Origin of the sequence: Streptococcus ruminantium, from assembly GCF_003609975.1 — a bacterium.
Classification (GTDB): domain Bacteria; phylum Bacillota; class Bacilli; order Lactobacillales; family Streptococcaceae; genus Streptococcus; species Streptococcus ruminantium.
In genome coordinates this window covers 729,645-748,760 of sequence record NZ_AP018400.1, presented here as the reverse complement: position 1 = coordinate 748,760, position 19,116 = coordinate 729,645, and the positions used below count along the sequence as shown (strand labels likewise).

The window sequence follows — 19,116 nt, the reverse complement described above, 5'->3', positions numbered from 1 at the left end:
AAGGTAAGGAGTAGGGACGTACTCATAGTAGAAAAGGTGCATTTTTCTCATTTTTGTGACTGCTAGATTCCACTCATTGCTAGTAAACCCCGCAACCATCCGCTAGCTTGCAGATGGTTGTTGGGAAGCAGGAGAGAGCGGTAAGACAGGAATCCATATGATCCAAAGGCGTTTCTTATCAGCTAGTTCGTGAGGGATAAGCCAGTGAATCACAAATCTGTCATCTGATTTGCCCGTGGCTTCTGAAAGATCTGCACATCGGAAAGCTTTTATCCTAGCGAGACTCTCTGCTGACTGTTGGGGGGATTTTTCTGCTAGGGAGATACATAGGTGCACCCGTCCTTGTCCCTCTCCAGCAGACTGGCTGGCTGCTACGGGGCAAGTCTTCGATAGGATGATATAGGGATGGTCTTCATAGAGGTGCTCTACAGGACAAGCAACCACCTCAAATTTACAGGTGTCCCCTTGGGAGGACTGGCATTTGCCATCTGGACTGGGCTGGACTTTGCAATATTCTATCACTTTTTTCAAGCATGTTTCTTTGCAGGATGCAACTTCTGGAAGGGAGTCAGGCGCCATGGCAGGGACGACTATCATCCGGATATAGGGGAGGTTTTCACAACCATCCCTAGCTGAGACAGTAGGCAGGGATTCCAATTTGACTTCAACCTGGCGACAGTCTAGCTGAGTAAGCTCCACTTGGGAGCAGGAGAGGGGACATTGAGCAGGGGTGCCAGAGAAAGGACAAGAGCGCTCGCCTGACAAGCCGGGAAGCTTAGGAGTACGACCGCTGATACCATCATTGCCGCGTTCTCCCTCTAAACCGGGAAGTTTGACACCGCCACTGTTGCCACTAAAAATAGGAGCGCTGGTACTACCTGATTCTCCTGAAAGTGCGTTATTACCTCGGCTTCCACCTATAAGACCTGGGAGTGGCTGAGTTTCACCACCATCTCCTGGGAGCTTATGACTGCCCCGATTGTTGCCGCTCAAGATAGGGTGAGTTGTTGCGCCCTCCTCCCCCTTTAGGAGAGTGCGTGAGTTGTCACCACGGAGACTACTATTATCCCCCTCGGCGCCTTGCAACGGAGTATTTAGGTTATTCCCACTAATACCTCCACTACCAGTGCAAGTTTCGGAACGAACAACCGTCCCTGCCATTAGGATGGAGAGTAGGAGGAGGATAACCACTGACACTATAAGGGGCTTCACCGTATGCAATGAAGGCTTTACTTTTTTATGAGAAAACATTGATACAACTCCTTTATCTATTTTTTACTTTTGCAGGAAGAGACCTCTTTCTTCCTAGAATGTAAAACATTATATCAGACGGAAGTATGTATCCTCTGTAGGTCATCTATTTTTTGTCAGGAGGTGACTTTTCCTTTTCCAAGTAGAAAATATGCGAAGGCTTGTCAAGCGATCGGTGCTATAGCACAAGGCGATTGGTTTTGTAGGACATTCATTATATAGGCAAACAAAAACAATCACCCGCACGACAGATGATTGTTTTGTTGGTTAAAAGGAATTTGTAGCAATTTTTTTATCCGAATGACCGGTTGGTTATTCTAATGAAGGATGGCTCTTCCCATATCCCCCAGAACACTACCTAAGCCGAGGGTGTTACGTGGACCAAGGTCATCATGGTATCTAGGACCATTGCCACCGTCTTTTTCGTACTCCCAGCCTAACTCTTTGTTGCTACCGCCACTGTAGCCATTATAGCCCCAATGATTGTAGCGACCAGTACCTGAACCACGACAGATTGAGATAATACCGTTACCACCGTCATAGTTGCAAATCTCAATATTGCCACCACCACGAGGAGGGATATTGTCATGTTGTCTATCAGAGCCTGGTGCTCCATCTTTCTCAAACTCGAAGCCTAAGCTATCAGAACCCCGTGCTCCATCTTTGTCAAACTCGAAGCCTATGCTATCAGAACTCCGATAGCTAGAAGCTTGAGCAACTGGGCTTGACGCCAAGACAAGTAATGAAGCGATTGCAGCCGAAACAAGGCCGACTTTAACTTTTTTACATGAAAACACTGTAAGTGTCACTCCTTTATTGTTTTTTTGGAAAGAGATGATGCACCTCTCTCCTAGATATGACTATTGTACCAAACTTCCACGGGGTGTAAGTATTCATCCTCTGTAGGAAATCTATTTTTTATCTACTTTTTTGTAATCGCCTTCTTTTCTAGGTTGAAGGGGGAGCTGTTTTTGTTGTTTTCAATGTTAAGATTATGCTCAGTTGTTGCGGACTAAGGTCTGAAAATAAGGATTTTTCCATTTCCTTTTAAATCTCTACTATGGATGTTACCGAATCAAAAACCAATTTATCTTTGGAGAAAGGGAGAAAGATAATCTCATTGATTTTTAGTTTTCCAAAATAGTTCGGAGCTGGGTGGGAATTAGATAGGTTTCTTTTGTAGTTTATAGGTTACACCGTTGATAGTAACTTCAATCTCTTTAATGGCAATGTCAATTTGGTCTTTGCTGCCAGTTATCCACTCTAATCATACCACATAAGGGGACTTGGTGAGGGGCCTGAACCGCTCCAACTCAATTTTCCAAATGCCAGATGTCTTCATTGTACTGCTTGATTGTGCGGTCAGATGAGAAGAAGCCGGCTTTGGCAATATTGACAATCACTTTCTCCAACCAGCTATCCCGGTCTTCGTAGTCAGCCAGCATGCGCTCTTTGGTGTGGATATAGTCTTCTAAATCCAGTAAGGTCATAAAGTAGTCCTTGTGCTTGAGATTGTCCTGCAATCGCCACAAGCGCTCATCAATACCACCAGCCTGACGAACAGTGTCACTCGTGATAAAGTCAATCAGGGGACGAATTGTCTCACGCTCGTAGAAACTATACGGATGGTAAGTCCCTTGCGCGTAGTGCTGGATGACGGTTTGGCTGTCTTGACCAAAAATATAGATGTTCTCGTCACCGACAAGCTCGTGGATTTCCACATTGGCACCATCATCTGTACCGATTGTCAGTGCGCCATTTAGCATAAATTTCATATTACCAGTCCCGGAGGCTTCCTTGGATGCAAGGGAAATCTGCTCAGAAATGTCTGCTGCTGGGATGATATAGCTTGCTTCTGTAACGTTGTAGTTTTCAATCATGACTAGCTGCAAGTGTGGTGCAACTTCGGGGTCATTTTTGATGACTTGGGACAAGACTAAGATTAGATGGATAATATCCTGAGCTGCGGTGTAGGCGGGTGCCGCCTTTCCTCCAAAGAAAACGGTCAATGGTCGTGTCGGAATGTTTCCTGCCTTGATGTCTAAGTATTTATGAATCACGTAGAGGACATTCATCTGTTGGCGTTTGTACTCGTGCATTCGCTTGATTTGTACGTCAAAGATAGAGTCCGGATTGACGGTCAGTCCTTGGGTACGTGCAATATGGCGTTGTAGTTTGCGTTTGTTGTGCTGTTTGATTTCTTCCAGGCTGTTCTTCAATGCTGGATTATCCTTGTGTTCCAGGAGTTTTTCAAGTTCACCGGCTTCATGATGGTAGCCATGTCCCAGCAAATCATCGAGATGGTTAGCTAGACTTGGGTTGGCGTGCATGAGCCAGCGGCGGAAGGTGATACCGTTGGTCTTATTGTTGAATTTTTCTGGGTAGAGGTCATAGAAGGCTTTCAACTCAGATGTCTTCAAGATTTCGGTATGCAGAGCTGCAACTCCATTGATCGAATAACCGTAGTGAATATCCATGTGCGCCATGTGGACACGTCCATGTTCGTCAATAATATTTACAGCAGGGTCGTCCTTTACTTCTTTTGCACGACGATCCAACTCCATGATAAATGGTACCAGATGAGGTACGACATAATTGAGGAAGTCAAGTGGCCATTTTTCCAAGGCTTCTGACAGGATGGTATGGTTGGTGTAGGCAGTCATTTTCTTGACAATCTCGACAGCTTCATCAAAGGAGATGCCACGGAGTTCCAAAAGGCGAATCATCTCAGGAATCACCAGCGATGGGTGCGTGTCATTGATTTGGATCACTGCGTAATCAGGCAGGTCATGGAGGTTTGACCCTTTGGCAACAGCTTCATCAATCAAAAGTTGCGCAGCATTGGATACCATGAAGTACTGCTGGAAGATCCGCAGTACTTTGCCCTCATCTGTCGAATCGTCTGGATAGAGGAAAAGGGTCAGGTTGCGGAAAATATCTTCTTTGTCAAACTCGATACCATCGTAGATGATGTCATCATCAACTGATCCGAGATCAAACAGGCGCAGACGATTCTTGCGGTCTGTCTTGTATCCTGGTACGTCAATGTCGTACAACTTGGATGTTAGTGTAAAATGAGCAAAGGGAATCTGATAAGAAATCGGAGACTCTGTCAGCCATGAACGTGGTGTCAGCCACTCATTTGGTACTGCTGACTGTTGATGGTATTGGAACAGCTGGCGAAACAGACCAAAGTGGTAGTTAAGTCCGATACCATCGCCATTCAAACCAAGGCTTGCGATGGAGTCAAGAAAGCAGGCTGCTAGGCGACCTAGGCCACCATTCCCAAGGGATGGTTCCATCTCCATTTCTTCGATGGCGAGCAAGTCCTTGCCGGCAGCTACCAACTGGCTTTTTACCTCATCATAAAGGCCTAGATTGATAAGGTTATTGGATAAGAGTTTGCCAATTAAAAACTCGGCAGAGATATAGTAAACTTTTTTCTTCTGATCGTTTGTATACTTGGCTTCGCTTTGTTGTTTGGTAAAGGCGAGCAGGGCATAATAGAGTTCTTGATCAGTGCAATCTTCGATACGTTTGGCATACATAGACTGGACAAAATGTTGTAAATTGATCATGGTGTTTCTCCTAAATATAGTAACGTAATCATTCAGAAAGGTTTCTCCTCTTTTTTGTAAACGCTTTCTTATTTTATTATACCGTATTTACGAAAAAAAGACAAGCCAATTTCCATATAAATAGAAATTAGTTTGCCTTAAATTTTTTGCAAAAATTTTATAGTTTAGAGTGATTTACATTACTCCGCAATCAGTGTTTCCAAACCAACCTTCATCATATCTGTGAAAGTATTTTGGCGCTCTTCGGCTGTCGTATCTTCTTCTGGATTCACCAAGCTATCTGAAATTGTCATGATAGCTAGAGCTTGCACATCATGCTGGGCTGCCAAGTAGTACAGGGCTGCTGCTTCCATCTCAATAGCATGGACACCCAATTTACCAAGGGCAATATTGCGATCTGCCATATTTGAGTAGAAAACATCCGAAGAAAGAACATTACCGACATGCGTTGTCATACCTAGTTTTTTCGAGATGTGGTAGGCCTTATCCAGTAGTTCAAAGTCAGCAATTTGTGGGAAGTCAAATTCCGGCCAATCGTTCCGGATAATATTGGAATTGGTTGCCGCAGCTTGAGCAAGAACCAGCTCACGGACATGTACATCTGGATTGATAGAGCCGGCTGTTCCGACACGAATCAGCTTTTTCACTCCATAATCTACAATCAACTCACGCGCATAGATAGAGATTGATGGCATGCCCATCCCTGTTCCCATGACGGAAACACGGTGGCCTTTATAAGTACCAGTGTAGCCGAACATGTTGCGGACTTCATTGAAACAAACAGCATCTTCAAGGAAGTTTTCAGCGATAAACTTAGCACGAAGCGGATCTCCTGGAAGCAAGATTTTATCAGCAATTTCACCTGGTTTAGCAGCAATATGGATTGACATAATTAAGATACGAGGGCGTGAAAGAGGCAAAGCAAAAATAGGAAACCGACTGTAGACGCAAACGTCTGGGAGGGCTTATCTTTTTTGCACAGCCTCTAGCCCGAGTTCAATTCTAAGGAACTCGATTGCCCTGCCTTTCTAGTTTTTTGATTTAAGCGGTATATCTTACGATACCACGCTTTATATTATTTTTTTCTTATTTAGATTGAGACAGAAACAGCCTACTGAAAAAATGGAATAAAGTACTAAAAACTTCAATGCATTATTTCCAATTAGAGCCCATTTCGCAAACAAGACAAATAGTAAGACTCCGGTTATCAAACAGAGAAGTAATAACTGCTTTGAATAGCGTTTATTCATGCTAGTCCTCCTCATACAAACGATACTAACGTTTACAAACTATTATAATTCAGCCAAGATGGCCTTAACCAAGCCCTTGAAATCACCCTTGATTTGTTCTGTGACCTCTACTACTTCTTCGTGGTTGAGTTCTGATTGGAATCCAGCCGCAAAGTTGGTGATTGCAGAGATTCCCAAGACTTTCAAGCCTGAGTGAGCAGCTACGATAACTTCTGGTACCGTTGACATTCCGACTGCATGAGCACCCATGGTCTTAAAGGCTAAAATTTCAGCAGGTGTTTCATAGGTTGGTCCTGTAACGCCAAGGTAAACACCGTTATCTAGCTTGATACCTAACTTTTCAGCAACTGCATGTGCTTTTTCTCGGTATTCTTTGGTGTAGGCATTGGACATATCTGGGAAACGTGGTCCAAATTCTTCCAAGTTTTCACCAATCAATGGATTTTGACCTGTTAGGTTGATATGGTCTGTAATCGCCATCAGGGTACCTGGGCCATAGCCGATTCCACCTGCCGCATTTGTAACAATCACGCCTTGGCAGCCAAGAGCTTTCATGACACGCACTGGGAAGGTGACAACTTCCATCGGATTTCCTTCGTAGAAATGGAAGCGACCTTGCAGGGCTAAGACTTTGCGGCCAGCCAAATCACCGTACACTAGCTTGCCAGCGTGCCCTACAACGGTTGACTTGCCCCAGTTTGGAATATCTGCGTAATCAATGACTATCGCATTTTCTACCTCCTGAGCCAACTCACCTAGACCTGAACCTAAAATCAAGCCAAATTCTGGCTTTACCAAGCCTTTTTCTTCCAAAAAAGCTTTTGTTTCATAAATTTTTTCGATTAGTGACATACATTCTCCTTTATTTTACGAAATCTCGTTTATACTTGCGATGACTGGCGATATTGCGATCTAAGTCCTTTTCGTCCCACAGTTGCAATTCCCAAGGATAGTAGAAATTGCTCTTATTTTTGAAATAGATATGAATGCCTGTGTACTCATCCTTATCTCGCAGATACCAGTTTTTCAAACCAAATTTTTCCTGCCAATCATCTAAACTTTCCATGACCTGCTCCAACTGAGCGGAGGTCAGAATCATCCGAGCACCAAAGATGTCATTCAAAATCGAATGGATCGGATAACCTTCCGACCGCTCTTTAAAACGCTCGATTTTATCCAGAATGGACTCCGCTGTCTTTACACGATAGTAAAAGCTGATGTCCTTGATGTCAGATTTCATCAGGTAATCATTGATTGATTCGTGCAGATTGAAGCGATAAAGCAGGATAGGCTCAGTCGGCACCTTGGCAAAGGTATGTTTGAGGTTGATTTTTTTGACTTTACCAGTTTCAAAGTAATCTACGAAAAACTGCCTATCAATCTTGTTGAGTTCATCAATCAAGCGTTCAACCTGTTCAAGCATGACAATTCCTTTCAACCATCTGCTTATGATTATACCAATTTATCCAAGAAGCTTTGTCCAATCATGGCAGTTTCGACACCGAAGTTTTCGGCAACGGTTGCCGAGATGTCAGCAAAGTTACCGACTGGGATAACACCGCTACCTGTAAAGCTTGGGCTGTAAGCCAAGAGCGGCACATACTCACGAGTGTGGTCGGTGCCTGCATAAGATGGATCATTCCCATGGTCTGCCGTAATCAGGAGTAGGTCATCTTCGCGCATGTTGTCGATGATTTCTGGGATACGTGCGTCAAATTCTTGCAGGCAATCACGGTACCCTTCGATATTGCGACGGTGGCCATAAACAGCATCAAAGTCAACCAAGTTTGTGAAGGAGAAGCCTTCCTCAAATGCTGGTAACTTGAGCGTATCTATCAAAACATCCACCCCATGCATATTTGACTTGGTATGTCCCATGTCATTTGTAATGCCTGATCCGTTGAAAATGTCATTGATCTTACCGACAGAGTAAGTCGATACACCAGCTTCTGCCAGCTTGTTGAGAACTGTCGCTTCAAATGGTGATACTGCATAGTCATGACGGTTAGCAGTCCGTGAGAAATTGCCCGGCTCACCGACATAAGGACGAGCAATGATACGACCGAGAAGAGCTGGACGTTCAAGGGTAATCGAACGGGCATATTCACAGATGCGGTAAAGCTCGTCAAGTGGAATAACTTCCTCATGAGCTGCAATCTGAAGAACAGGGTCTGCGGATGTATAAACGATTAGCTCGCCTGTTTCCATTTGGCGAGGACCAAAGTCATCAATAACAGCAGTCCCTGAGTACGGCTTATTGGCCTCGCGGATGATTTTACGTCCTGAGAATTCCTCTATTTTTGTTAAAATCTCTTCTGGGAAGCCGTCCCAGAAGGTATCAAATGGCTCAGTGATATTGAGACCCATAATTTCCCAGTGTCCTGTCATGGTATCCTTACCGCGCGAGACCTCTTCTAGTTTTGTCACATAACCTGTAGGGTTCTCTTCCATCGGTACCGTTGCAAGGGGGGTATCACGTGGAATATTTCCAAGACCAATCTTAACCATATTTGGCACTTCAAGTCCAGCCTTGTCAGAGATGTGACCGAGAGTATCTGATTCGGTATCTGCTACACCTGCGTTGAAGAATTTGTCTGCATCTGGTGCTGCACCGATGCCGACAGAGTCCATGACAACCAAGTGAACACGTTTAAATTTAGGCATAATCGTCTCCTTTTTTTGAATAATTAGAGTCAAAGAAAATCACAGTCAACAAAGCCTGTGGACACAGATGAAACATCATTGCAACTGCAAGCTAGGGAGGCTTATCAGGGTAGATGACGCTTCAAATTAAGCCAGCGAGATGTGGACTGGATTTTCCAAGAATCTAAACGTTCGTATTTTCATTATACCACAAAAAAGCTTCTCATTGGTATCAAAATGAGAAGCGTTTTCACTTTATTTTTTTTCGATAATTTGTGGTCCATCTGGTGTGCCTACAATGACTTTGGAGATAAGACCAATGAAAAGTCCATGCTCTACGACACCTACGGTCCGGTCTAATTCTTCTGCTAGAGCATAGGTGTCTTCAATTCGGTGTAAGTCGAGGTCGATGATGAAGTTTTGCATATCTGTCACATGTTTCTTACCGTCATGCATGCGGAAACTTGGTCGGTAGCCTTTGGCGGTAAAATGGCGGAAAAGATTCTCCGAACCATACTGAACGACTTCTACTGGTAACTTGAAGGCTCCCAAAGTTTCTACCATCTTCGTCTCATCAACAATCCAGATACAGTCCTTGCTATTGACTGCAACGACTTTCTCCATAAGGAGAGCTGCGCCGCCACCCTTGATACCATTAAAAGATCCGTCAACTTCGTCTGCACCATCCACAGTCAAGTCTACATACTCAACTTCGTCGATATTTTTTAGGGGAATCCCAAGGGATGCTGCGTGTTCGGCAGTGGCATGCGACGTCGTTACACCTGTAATTTGAAGTCCCTCCTCCTGCACCCGCCGGCCAATCTCCTGCACAAAATAGTAAGCCGTCGAGCCGGTTCCCAACCCCACAATCATACCATCAGCTACAAATTCAGCGGCCTTGATTCCGACCTGTTCTTTTAAGTTCGACATGTCATGCTCCTTTGAAAAAAACTGATACAACTATTATAGCATGAAGCAAGCCACTCGATACAATAAATTTTAAAATTTATGAGAGAGCAAACGGATGACAAGGTGGGCTAGATGGGGTCGTGAAAGTGAGGCACATGTTTGCTCACTCACCTGTGAGGAGCTACTGGTTTAAGTTTTATAGATAAAAGATGCTAATAGCAGAATAACTAGTAAGGCTAGGAGATGCCCAACTGTCACTAGGATAAAGGAATACTTCAAACCACGTTTCATGCTCAACTTAGATAGATTGTGGAAAGTAATCATGACACCGGACTGTGGTACGACTGTCAAGATAGCTGAGGCAACAACGATGACACGGTGTAGCAATTCGGGATGAATCCCCATTTCCAGATAAGTTGGAAGAAAATTATTGGTTGCAATACCTACAGCACCAGATGAAGAGCCGATAATCCCACTAACAAGTGCTGTTGAAATAGATAGACTGAGAAGCGGGGAGCCTGGAATTTGTTGTATCCACTCTTGGATAATGGTAAAGCCAGTTGATAATGTCAAGACGGTACCAAATGCTACTGTGCTGGAAGTTGCAAAAGCAGGAATGATAGAGGCAGTCGCGCCAGAGTTTAAAATCTCTTTTTGATTCAGCAAATAAGGGCGGAAAATGAGAGCAGCTAGCATAATAGATACTAGTAAGCCGACTGCTAAAACATTAGGTAACTTGCTCAAAAGAAAGATGGTTCCAATCAAGCTGATCAGAGGGAGAATAGACAAGAAAAGATTTGGTGCCTTAGCAGGCGTGGTTATTGTCATCTCCTCCTCTTCTTCCGTATAGCTTTCACCATTTGCTAAACTCTTTTTGAGACAATAGGCCATATAAAGCAAGCCGAAAACAAACAAGGTCAGACTGGCAGCTAGGCTGATGACTGGAGCTGCGGCCAAATTAGTTCCTAGGGCTTTTGTTGGAATAACGTTTTGGATAGATGGTGCTCCCGGTAAGGTTGTCATGGTGTAGGTTCCTGCTCCCAGAAAGACAGGGAGTGGAAAGAGGGCCCAGTTAATATTTAACTCCCTAAAGAGAGGACGCGATAGAGGAAGGAGGGTAAAAATCACTACAAAAATACTTACGCCTCCATAGGTCAAAATAGAGGCTATAAGAGTGATGGCTAGTAAGCCCTTGTAAGGACTGTCTTTTCCCATCATTTTCAAAATGCTATCGGCAATGGTCTGAGTTGCTCCGCTTGCTTCCATATAACGAGCGAGGATAGAGCCTAGCATGAAAATGGCAAAATTGTTGATGAGGAAACTAGCCAAACCGGTCATGTAAGATTGCTCTTTTCCTAGCATCATCTCAAGAATATTCATCTGATTGGTCAAGATGATGATGCAACTAGCCAAGGGGGCTGCAATGATGACATGCAAGTTCTTTGATGTCCAGTAGATAATGGCAACAATCGCCAATAAAACTCCTAAAAGTGCTAAAAGTGTCATGGTTCTCCTTCATACATCTCTATTTCCCTCTGATGATGGTATTTTATTCAAAGGGAGGTTTACTAAATATTCTAATGTCTTTTTGTTCTCCAAGTTCTGCTAATAAATCTGCAACCGTCTTTCCAAATACTGGATGGCAATAGGTAGCTGCAATCTCTGCGAGAGGGATAAGAACAAAGGCTCGCTCCTGAGCGTAGGGGTGAGGGACAACTAAATGTTCCTCTGCAATCCTTTCTTGATCCCAAAAAATAATATCGAGGTCAATGGTTCGTTCCCCCCATTTTTCAAGTCGAACTCGGTGTAAATCCTGTTCAATTTTTTGACAGAAAGCTAAAAAATCTTGGGCAGATAGGTCTGTATAAACCTGACAGGCGAGGTTGAGAAAATCTGCTTGATCTGTTTTTCCCCAAGCTGGGGTTTCATAGATGGAGGAAACGAGTCCTAGCTGACAGTCCTTATGATTGTCTAATTTTTCTAAGGCTGCCTGTAGATAGGCTAGGCGGTCTCCCATATTTCCTCCGATACTGAGATAGGCTAGATGTTTCATGGGCGTTTGCGCTCCAACTCGATACCGACTGAATCATAATGCCCTGCGATAGGAGGGTTTTCCTTGTAGATCGCCAGACGAATTTTCTCCACCTTTGGAAAGCGAGCAAAAATTTCCTGACAAATCACACCTGCTACTTTTTCGATGAGAACATAGGGCTTGCCCTCTACAATATCTTTTATGGTCTCAAACACCAAGCCATAATGGACTGTATCTTCTAGCTGGTCTGATTGGGAAGCTGCTGTCAAATCAACAAATAGGTCACAGTCTATCGTGAAAACCTGACCGAGAACTTGTTCTTCTTTAAGGGCTCCATGATAGCCATAAAAACGACACTTGTTGAGCGAAATTTTATCCATTCTCTCCTCCTGAAATCAGTTGGTCCCAAACTTTTACTAGGTCGTTATTGGCTTCCACGTTGTGGACACGAACCATTTTACAACCTTTCATGATTGCCCAGGCTGATAGGGCCGCTGTGGCTTGGTCTCGATCTGTAGAAAGTGTATTGCCACCAAGCAAGTGATCGACAACTCGCTTACGGGAAATTCCAAAGAGAACTGGATAGCCCAAATTTGTCAACTGATCCAAGCCTTGCAGCAGGTCAAGGTTATGCTGGACATTTTTTGAAAAACCAAAGCCTGGGTCTAGCCAAATCTTATCTGGCGCTACTCCAGCAGCCAAGGCTGCTTGAGCACGTTGAATGAGAAAATCCCTCACCTCGCTAACGATGTCTTGATAGCTTTCCTCTTTTTGATTGTGCATGAGAATGATGGGGACCTGATACTCAGCAGCCAAGGCGAGCATCTTCCCATCATAGAGACCTGCCCAAACATCATTGAGAATATCCGCCCCAGCCTCTAGAGCTGCTCGAGCGGTTCCTGTTTTATAGGTATCAATACTAATCAGGCAGTCATATTTTTCCTTGAGCGCACGAATGATTGGAACTACACGGGCAATCTCTTCTTCTTCTGTAACAAATGTAGCACCTGGACGAGTTGATTCGCCACCGACATCAATCACCTTTGCACCTGCTGCTAATAATCGCCCTGCTTGGGCTAGAGCAGTTTCAATTTCATTATAACTTCCACCATCTGAAAAGGAATCTGGTGTTACATTGAGGATTCCCATTATAGATACTTGTTTAGCTAATCGTTCGAGTGACATATTTCCTCCTATTTGTTATGAATCATGGATAAAAGTTCACGGCGCAAAATAGCATCCTCCTTGTATTTACCTAGAGCTACAGTTGTCACTGTCTTGCTACCCGGCTTACGAATACCACGCATACTCATACACATATGTTCGGCTTCTACCATAACAAAAACTCCTTCTGGATTAAGAGCATCTTGTAGAGCGTGAGCGACTTGATAGGTCAAACGTTCTTGTAACTGTGGACGGCGACTGGCCACTTCTACCGCCCGTGCCAGTTTGCTTAGGCCTGTTACCCGTCCTTTGCTTGGAATATAGGCAACATGAGCGATACCATAAAAGGGGACCAGATGGTGTTCGCACATAGAGTGGAAAGGAATATCCTTGACTAAAACGACTTCCTCATGCCCTTCGGAAAAGACGGCCGTAAATTGATCTTTTGGATCTTCCTGTAAACCGCTAAACATTTCGAGATACATTTTTGCGACACGTTTTGGTGTATCTAATAAACCTTCACGCTTGGGATCTTCTCCTAGTAATTCCAGTAATTGATAGATAGTTTGTTCAATTTGTTCTTGTTTTGACATAAGACATCCTAAATGGTTTGATTGTTTCATTATACCTTAAAATTGTTTTCAGGAAAAGCCTTCTTGTCTTTCGGAAAGCAAAACTGTCCCTGGACAGATTGTTGAACCCAGAACTTCCTTTTTTCTCCCCTAGTTGTGGTATAATAAAGCTAATTGACCACAAGGAGAAGACATGACAAAGAAACCAGTCCAACTAGCAACTATTTGTTACATTGATAATGGCAGGGAGTTCCTCTTACTTCATCGCAATAAGAAAGAAAATGATGTCCACCAAGGAAAATGGATCGGGGTAGGTGGCAAGCTAGAGGCCGGTGAAACACCGCAAGCATGTGCTATTCGTGAAGTTTTCGAGGAGACAGGTCTCACCGTCACCCAGCATGCACTAAAAGGGATTATCACCTTTCCAGATTTTACGCCAAATTGCGACTGGTACACCTATGTTTTTAAGATTACCGGTTTTGAAGGGAACTTAATTGAATGTAGCGAAGGAGATTTGGAATGGGTGCCCTACGACCAGGTCTTATCCAAGCCGACTTGGGAGGGAGATCGGCATTTTCAAGAATGGTTGCTGGAGAATCGTCCGTTTTTCTCTGCCTGTTTCCGCTATGATGGTGATAAACTGCTCGAATACAGTGTGGATTTCTACGAAGAATAGTCAAACATCTTGATTTTAGAATATGAATTCCTCTAATCACCAACACAGCTATCTTGTATAGACATAAAAATAGACAAGGAGAAACCCATGTATGAATTTGTCCTCGAATACGGATCTTTTCCCGTAAAACTGATTGATGGTTTTGTCGATAATCGCACAGATATTCCAGATTTTCTCAAGGAAGATGAAGAGATGATTGCTCGATTACATAGTATAAATGAGCTGTTCCATCAGCTTTTTCATACTATCGAATGTAAATTTGATTATATCGGCAAGCAATTTCCTGACAAAATTGAACACCTACGGGAACTTTATCACCCTCTAGCAGCAGATCTTGTGGCTAAATACGGTGACACTGTTAACTTGACGATTGAACCGTTTATTTTATAAGATAGACAAGAACTCCATTTTTAGTCAAAAATGGACAACCAGCGATAGTACAAAAGACTTGAAGATTTATGTAAACTAACCTTCGAGTCTTTTTGTGATTTTATTAGTATTTTCCCAGCCTCACTTTTTAAAGTTCGTATCACCATCTCAACGTAGCATTGGAAGTAAATCACAGCAATCCGTGTTTCATATTTCCAATCTGCTCTATGCGACTGTCCATTCCTCCAAAAAAAATCCTAGTCCGTAAACTAGGATTTTCAAATCTTATCAAGGCCTCAATGGGGCATAAGGAGCTATTAGCGGATTTCAGCACCGAGAGCTTCCAAGCTCTTACTGATTTTTTCCATATACTTGGCTACTTCTTCATCTGTCAAGCTATCCGCAGGATTTTGGAAGGTCAGATTATAAGCCATTGATTTCTTGCCAACCTCAATATTGCTACCGGCATAAACATCAAAAAGACTTACCTTTGTCAAGCGCTTCACACCGGCTGCTGTAATAGCATCCAAAACATCCTGATGGGTAACGTCACTCTTCAAAAGAAGGGCAATATCACGGCTAACAGATGGGAATTTAGAGATTTCGACAAATGGCTGAGCAGGCTGTAGAGCCGCCTCAATCGCATCAAGATTGATTTCAGCCACATAGGTCTCTGGAATACCGTAGTCCTTAGCTGTTTGAGGATGTACCTGACCAACAAAGCCGATAGCAGTCCCATTCAAATGGATTGCCGCTGTACGACCTGGGTGTAGAGCGGAAATCTCACTTGTCGCCACAAAATCGACAGCCAGTTTGTAATGACCGAAGATGGCTTCCAATATCCCTTTAGCATGGAAGAAGTCAACAGCTACCGCTGGTGTCTGAAAATCTTTTTCTGCAACCAAGCCTGTCAAAACAAGAGCAAACTTGTTGATTTCTTGCGGCAAATCTTCTTTTGGATTGCCAGATTGTTCAAAGATTTTTCCAATCTCGTAGAGGGCTAGGTTTTTATTTTTACGGGCAACGTTATAGGCAACTGTCTCTAACATGCCGGATACCATATTCTGACGAAGGGCAGAACGATCAACAGTCATTGGCCACATAAGTTCGGTTACAGTGGTTGGATGGGCCGCAAATTCTACTGATTTTTCAGGTGTTGTAAGGGCGTAGGAGATGATTTCCGTCAAACCTGCACCTTCTGCCAAGTGTCGAACCTGGCGACGAATTTGCTGGGTCAGAGTCAGCTCGCCTGCTGTTCCATCCTCTTTTGGAAGAGTGGTCGGAAGATTATCATATCCGTAAATGCGAGCGATTTCCTCTACCAAGTCTGCTGGAATGCGGATGTCCCAACGGCGACATGGTACTGCTACTGTAAACTGACTTGCATCGCCAGTTATTTCCATACCCAAACGACGGAAAATATCGGCTATTTGGGTGTAGTCAAGGTTGGTACCGAGCGAACGGTTAACATACTCAATGGTTGCTGTGACAGGTACATCAGAAGTGTCTACCGTCCCTTCAGACACGATACCGGACAGGACTTGACCGCCAGCCAAATCAGCAATCATAGCCGCCGCCATATCCATCGCTTCACATAGGGTCGCTATGTTGATCCCCTTTTCAAAGCGAGAGGAGGATTCTGATCGGAGGTTTAGGCGACTGGAAGTTTTGCGGATAGACTTGCCATCAAAAAGAGCAGCCTCTAGAACAACCGTCTTAGAATCATCATCAATCTCGGTATCTGCTCCGCCCATGACACCAGCTAAGGCAACCGCCTTATCTGCGACAGAAATCACAAGGTCATCTGCAATCAAGTTGCGCTCTTCACCATCAAGTGTAACCAGATTTTCACCAGTCTTTGCTTGACGAATTACAATTTTTTTGTCCTCAAACTTGTCAAAATCAAAAGCGTGCATAGGCTGTCCAAAGTAGAGCAAGATGTAATTGGTAATATCAACTACGTTGTTAATTGGACGAATACCTGCGTTCATAAGCAAGTTTTGCAGCCACTGTGGACTTGGGGCAACGGTTACATCTTCAATGACACGCGCTGTATAGGCTGTCACCTTGTTGGACTCAATCGCTACTTCAATCACATCACTGGCTTTTTTGTCACTCTCATTCAAGGCTACTTGCTTGAAGTTGACCTGACTGTCATAAATCGCAGCTACTTCATGAGCTACTCCACGCATGGATAGAGCATCAGCACGGTTTGGCGTGATGGATAGCTCGATGATTTCATCATCAAGGTCTAGGTAAGAGAAAATCGGCTCTCCCACAACCGCTTCTGCTGGCAGGTGGTAGATACCATCCGCATAGATTTTTGGTACAACAGAGTCTGAGACACCAATCTCACTCAATGAGCAGAGCATCCCCAGAGACTCCACTCCGCGGATTTTACCTTTCTTGATTTTATAATTGCCTGCAATACGTGCACCCGGCAAAGCAACGATAACCTTGATACCTGATGTCACATTTGGTGCACCGCAAACAATTTGTGTCACCTCTTCACCGATATTCACCTGACAGATATGAAGGTGGGTATCTGGAATTGGCTCCGCAGAGACAACTTGTCCCACAACGAGCTTAGAAAGACCTGCACTCTTTTGCTCAACTCCTTCTACCTCAATTCCCGTTGTTGACATTTTTTCTGACAAGTCGCTACTCGTTGCTTCAAAGTCAACTAATTCTTTTAACCATTTATAACTTACTAACATATTTTCCTCTTTATATTTCAAATCGAAAGATTTTGGAATGCTTACCTAAGAAGATAAGATTTTTATTCAGCCCCAACTCTTCCAACCTCACCGCATCATTATCGTTTCCATCACCGAATAATCACCCCAAACAAGCTTAGGGATACTCTGTAACAATCCGATATTTTTCAACTTTTGACGAGTAAGGTTGTTAGATAGTTCACGATAACGACTGGCTTCTCATAAATAGGTAAATTTATGAGCATCAAATTGCAACAGTTTTTCAAGCAAAACGGTACTTTTGCATAAAAAAACTAGCAAGGTGATCAAGTCAAGGAATTCGCATAATAGCGATTTCCGTCTACTTAAGAGCTGACTTTGTCAGCCTTGAGTAGTGCTACGTTAAAACTGCTCCGAAAATCGTATATCTCCTTGATAAAATCCACGAATATCATTGATTCCATAGCGGAGCATGGCAATACGTTCTTGACCTAAACCAAAGGCAAAACCAGAATATTTAGTCGAATCAATACCGCTCATTTCCAGTACCTGTGGGTGGACCATGCCGGCTCCTAAAATCTCAATCCAGCCTGTCTTCTTGCATACGTTGCAACCATCACCACCACACTTGAAACAAGAAACATCAACCTCAACAGAGGGCTCTGTAAATGGAAAATAAGACGGACGCAGACGAATTTGGCGCTCTTCCCCAAACATTTTCTTGATAATCATCTCAAGAGTCCCCTTGAGATCTCCCATGGAGACATTCTCGCCGACAACCAAGCCCTCAATCTGATGGAATTGGTGACTGTGGGTCGCATCATCTGTATCACGACGAAACACACGTCCCGGTGAAATCATTTTAAGAGCACCTTTTGAAAAATCGTGCTGATCCATGGTACGTGCCTGAACAGGTGATGTATGGGTACGCATCAAAATCTCTTCCGTTATGTAGAAAGTATCCTGCATGTCACGGGCTGGATGGTCCTTTGGTAAATTCATGCGTTCAAAGTTATAGTAGTCTTTTTCCACTTCAAAACCATCAACGATTTGGAAGCCCATGCCTAAGAAAATATCTTCGATTTCTTCAGAGGTTTGGGTTAGAACATGACGTTTTCCGACCTTAACTTGACGACCGGGAAGAGTCACATCAATGGTTTGCGCAGCCAGTTGATGTTTAATTTTTGCTTCCGCTACCTTTTTCGCTGTTTCTTCAAAGGCTGCCGTTAGGACATCCCGAACCTCATTGACTTGTTTGCCAATAATCGGTTTCACATCATTTGGCAACTCCTTGAGTCCTTTAAGCAAATCTGTCAGCGAACCTTTTTTCCCCAAGACAGCAACACGCAAATCTTGTAATTCTTTTTCGCTTTGGTGTTGGATTTTTTTTAATTTTTCTAACGTGGTTTGGCTCAATTCGGCCAGTTGTTGTTCAATATTTGACATCATTCCTCCAATAAAAAAACGCATGACTTCACCCATCTCGGAGCGTTGTCACGCGGTACCATCCGTTTTCATCTGCTATGCAGACCTTATTTTTAAGTCCTCGTGTGAGTGAATTCGACCAACTTTCACTGATTGAGCTTGCAGTCTCGGCTCAACTCCCTGAACAGTTTCCATAGGTTTACTAGTCTCACAGACTTCTATTCAATTTTGTCTTCTGTAAGTTTTCAGCTAACCTTTAAGAGGGGAGCTGAGTCGTCACATAAAATGATTCTATTTGGATAGAAAACAGTTTTATTTGACTTCACTAATTAGTTTAGCAAATTATGGAAATTTTAGCAAGAAATCTTTCTAAAAAACTCCTACTGCGTATCTGAACTACACCCCAATCATTAGATTTGTTCTCTAACTTTTTGAGTGCAGTTCAACCATCACAGAGGAGTTTGATATTGGAGGACTTCAAGGCTATTTTACCACGTGGAAAATGTCAATAACTGCTTTTTCCGAAGATACATGGATCATTTGAGATGTTG

The 19,116-nt window shown here is 43.5% G+C and carries 17 protein-coding genes; 2 read left to right on the top strand and 15 right to left on the bottom strand.

Annotation, left to right across the window (positions count from 1 at the left end; all coding sequences use genetic code 11):
- Positions 1-102: 102 nt before the first annotated feature.
- From SR187_RS03635 to folE, 13 genes are all read right to left on the bottom strand, one after another.
- Positions 103-1,251, bottom strand: a complete 1,149-nt coding sequence (locus SR187_RS03635; protein WP_120171551.1) for a calcium-binding protein — start codon at positions 1,249-1,251, stop codon at positions 103-105.
- A 317-nt stretch (positions 1,252-1,568) separates the two neighbouring features.
- Positions 1,569-2,048 carry a YSIRK-type signal peptide-containing protein gene (locus SR187_RS03630; RefSeq protein ID WP_160113876.1) on the bottom strand — a complete coding sequence of 160 codons (480 nt, stop codon included), beginning with the start codon at positions 2,046-2,048 and terminating at the stop codon, positions 1,569-1,571.
- A 516-nt stretch (positions 2,049-2,564) separates the two neighbouring features.
- Positions 2,565-4,829, bottom strand: a complete 2,265-nt coding sequence (locus tag SR187_RS03625) for a glycogen/starch/alpha-glucan phosphorylase (protein WP_120171549.1) — start codon at positions 4,827-4,829, stop codon at positions 2,565-2,567.
- 179 nt (positions 4,830-5,008) lie between these two features.
- Positions 5,009-5,719: a purine-nucleoside phosphorylase gene (gene deoD, locus SR187_RS03620; RefSeq protein WP_024532067.1), complete on the bottom strand. Its 711-nt coding sequence runs from the start codon at positions 5,717-5,719 to the stop codon at positions 5,009-5,011.
- Positions 5,720-6,121: 402 nt separating this feature from the next.
- The gene (locus tag SR187_RS03610; protein WP_024532066.1) at positions 6,122-6,931 is read right to left on the bottom strand and encodes a purine-nucleoside phosphorylase; all 810 of its coding nucleotides are present in this window, start codon (positions 6,929-6,931) and stop codon (positions 6,122-6,124) included.
- Between the two features lie 10 nt (positions 6,932-6,941).
- Entirely contained in the window at positions 6,942-7,502 is a 561-nt protein-coding gene (locus SR187_RS03605) for a nucleotidyltransferase family protein (RefSeq protein WP_120171547.1), read from the bottom strand.
- Between the two features lie 29 nt (positions 7,503-7,531).
- Positions 7,532-8,743: a phosphopentomutase gene (locus SR187_RS03600; protein WP_024532064.1), complete on the bottom strand. Its 1,212-nt coding sequence runs from the start codon at positions 8,741-8,743 to the stop codon at positions 7,532-7,534.
- Positions 8,744-8,977: 234 nt separating this feature from the next.
- The gene (gene rpiA, locus SR187_RS03595) at positions 8,978-9,652 is read right to left on the bottom strand and encodes a ribose-5-phosphate isomerase RpiA (RefSeq protein WP_120171546.1); all 675 of its coding nucleotides are present in this window, start codon (positions 9,650-9,652) and stop codon (positions 8,978-8,980) included.
- Between the two features lie 168 nt (positions 9,653-9,820).
- On the bottom strand, positions 9,821-11,137 hold the full coding sequence (locus SR187_RS03590) for a GntP family permease (RefSeq protein WP_120171545.1): 1,317 nt from the start codon (positions 11,135-11,137) through the stop codon (positions 9,821-9,823).
- A gap of 43 nt (positions 11,138-11,180) precedes the next feature.
- Entirely contained in the window at positions 11,181-11,684 is a 504-nt protein-coding gene (folK, locus tag SR187_RS03585; protein ID WP_120171544.1) for a 2-amino-4-hydroxy-6-hydroxymethyldihydropteridine diphosphokinase, read from the bottom strand.
- Positions 11,681-12,043: a dihydroneopterin aldolase gene (gene folB / locus SR187_RS03580; protein ID WP_120171543.1), complete on the bottom strand. Its 363-nt coding sequence runs from the start codon at positions 12,041-12,043 to the stop codon at positions 11,681-11,683. Before folB ends, folK begins: the two co-directional genes overlap by 4 nt.
- Entirely contained in the window at positions 12,036-12,848 is an 813-nt protein-coding gene (gene folP, locus SR187_RS03575) for a dihydropteroate synthase (RefSeq protein ID WP_120171542.1), read from the bottom strand. The genes folB and folP overlap by 8 nt, the downstream gene beginning before the upstream one ends.
- A gap of 8 nt (positions 12,849-12,856) precedes the next feature.
- Positions 12,857-13,420 (bottom strand): GTP cyclohydrolase I FolE, encoded by a 564-nt coding sequence (gene folE, locus SR187_RS03570; protein ID WP_120171541.1) that lies wholly within the window; start codon positions 13,418-13,420, stop codon positions 12,857-12,859.
- 172 nt (positions 13,421-13,592) lie between these two features.
- Between folE and SR187_RS03565 the strand changes: the two genes are divergently transcribed.
- A complete protein-coding gene (locus tag SR187_RS03565) occupies positions 13,593-14,075 on the top strand; it encodes an NUDIX hydrolase (RefSeq protein ID WP_120171540.1) in 483 nt (160 codons plus the stop codon).
- Positions 14,076-14,162: 87 nt separating this feature from the next.
- The gene (locus SR187_RS03560; RefSeq protein WP_024532056.1) at positions 14,163-14,465 is read left to right on the top strand and encodes a hypothetical protein; all 303 of its coding nucleotides are present in this window, start codon (positions 14,163-14,165) and stop codon (positions 14,463-14,465) included.
- A gap of 296 nt (positions 14,466-14,761) precedes the next feature.
- Here the strand turns inward: SR187_RS03560 and pheT are convergent, their stop codons facing one another.
- Both pheT and pheS read right to left on the bottom strand, forming a co-directional pair.
- Positions 14,762-17,161 carry a phenylalanine--tRNA ligase subunit beta gene (gene pheT / locus SR187_RS03555; RefSeq protein ID WP_120171539.1) on the bottom strand — a complete coding sequence of 800 codons (2,400 nt, stop codon included), beginning with the start codon at positions 17,159-17,161 and terminating at the stop codon, positions 14,762-14,764.
- A gap of 381 nt (positions 17,162-17,542) precedes the next feature.
- Positions 17,543-18,586, bottom strand: a complete 1,044-nt coding sequence (gene pheS, locus SR187_RS03550) for a phenylalanine--tRNA ligase subunit alpha (RefSeq protein ID WP_120171538.1) — start codon at positions 18,584-18,586, stop codon at positions 17,543-17,545.
- Positions 18,587-19,116 lie beyond the last annotated feature (530 nt).

Bases quoted from the DNA above. Each gene is read 5' to 3' on its own strand.
- SR187_RS03635 (WP_120171551.1), bottom strand. From the start codon at position 1,251: ATGTTTTCTCATAAAAAAGTAAAGCCTTCATTGCATACGGTGAAGCCC.
- SR187_RS03625 (WP_120171549.1), bottom strand. From the start codon at position 4,829: ATGATCAATTTACAACATTTTGTCCAGTCTATGTATGCCAAACGTATC.
- deoD (WP_024532067.1), bottom strand. From the start codon at position 5,719: ATGTCAATCCATATTGCTGCTAAACCAGGTGAAATTGCTGATAAAATC.
- SR187_RS03610 (WP_024532066.1), bottom strand. From the start codon at position 6,931: ATGTCACTAATCGAAAAAATTTATGAAACAAAAGCTTTTTTGGAAGAA.
- SR187_RS03605 (WP_120171547.1), bottom strand. From the start codon at position 7,502: ATGCTTGAACAGGTTGAACGCTTGATTGATGAACTCAACAAGATTGAT.
- SR187_RS03600 (WP_024532064.1), bottom strand. From the start codon at position 8,743: ATGCCTAAATTTAAACGTGTTCACTTGGTTGTCATGGACTCTGTCGGC.
- rpiA (WP_120171546.1), bottom strand. From the start codon at position 9,652: ATGTCGAACTTAAAAGAACAGGTCGGAATCAAGGCCGCTGAATTTGTA.
- SR187_RS03590 (WP_120171545.1), bottom strand. From the start codon at position 11,137: ATGACACTTTTAGCACTTTTAGGAGTTTTATTGGCGATTGTTGCCATT.
- folK (WP_120171544.1), bottom strand. From the start codon at position 11,684: ATGAAACATCTAGCCTATCTCAGTATCGGAGGAAATATGGGAGACCGC.
- folB (WP_120171543.1), bottom strand. From the start codon at position 12,043: ATGGATAAAATTTCGCTCAACAAGTGTCGTTTTTATGGCTATCATGGA.
- folP (WP_120171542.1), bottom strand. From the start codon at position 12,848: ATGTCACTCGAACGATTAGCTAAACAAGTATCTATAATGGGAATCCTC.
- folE (WP_120171541.1), bottom strand. From the start codon at position 13,420: ATGTCAAAACAAGAACAAATTGAACAAACTATCTATCAATTACTGGAA.
- SR187_RS03565 (WP_120171540.1), top strand. From the start codon at position 13,593: ATGACAAAGAAACCAGTCCAACTAGCAACTATTTGTTACATTGATAAT.
- SR187_RS03560 (WP_024532056.1), top strand. From the start codon at position 14,163: ATGTATGAATTTGTCCTCGAATACGGATCTTTTCCCGTAAAACTGATT.
- pheT (WP_120171539.1), bottom strand. From the start codon at position 17,161: ATGTTAGTAAGTTATAAATGGTTAAAAGAATTAGTTGACTTTGAAGCA.
- pheS (WP_120171538.1), bottom strand. From the start codon at position 18,586: ATGTCAAATATTGAACAACAACTGGCCGAATTGAGCCAAACCACGTTA.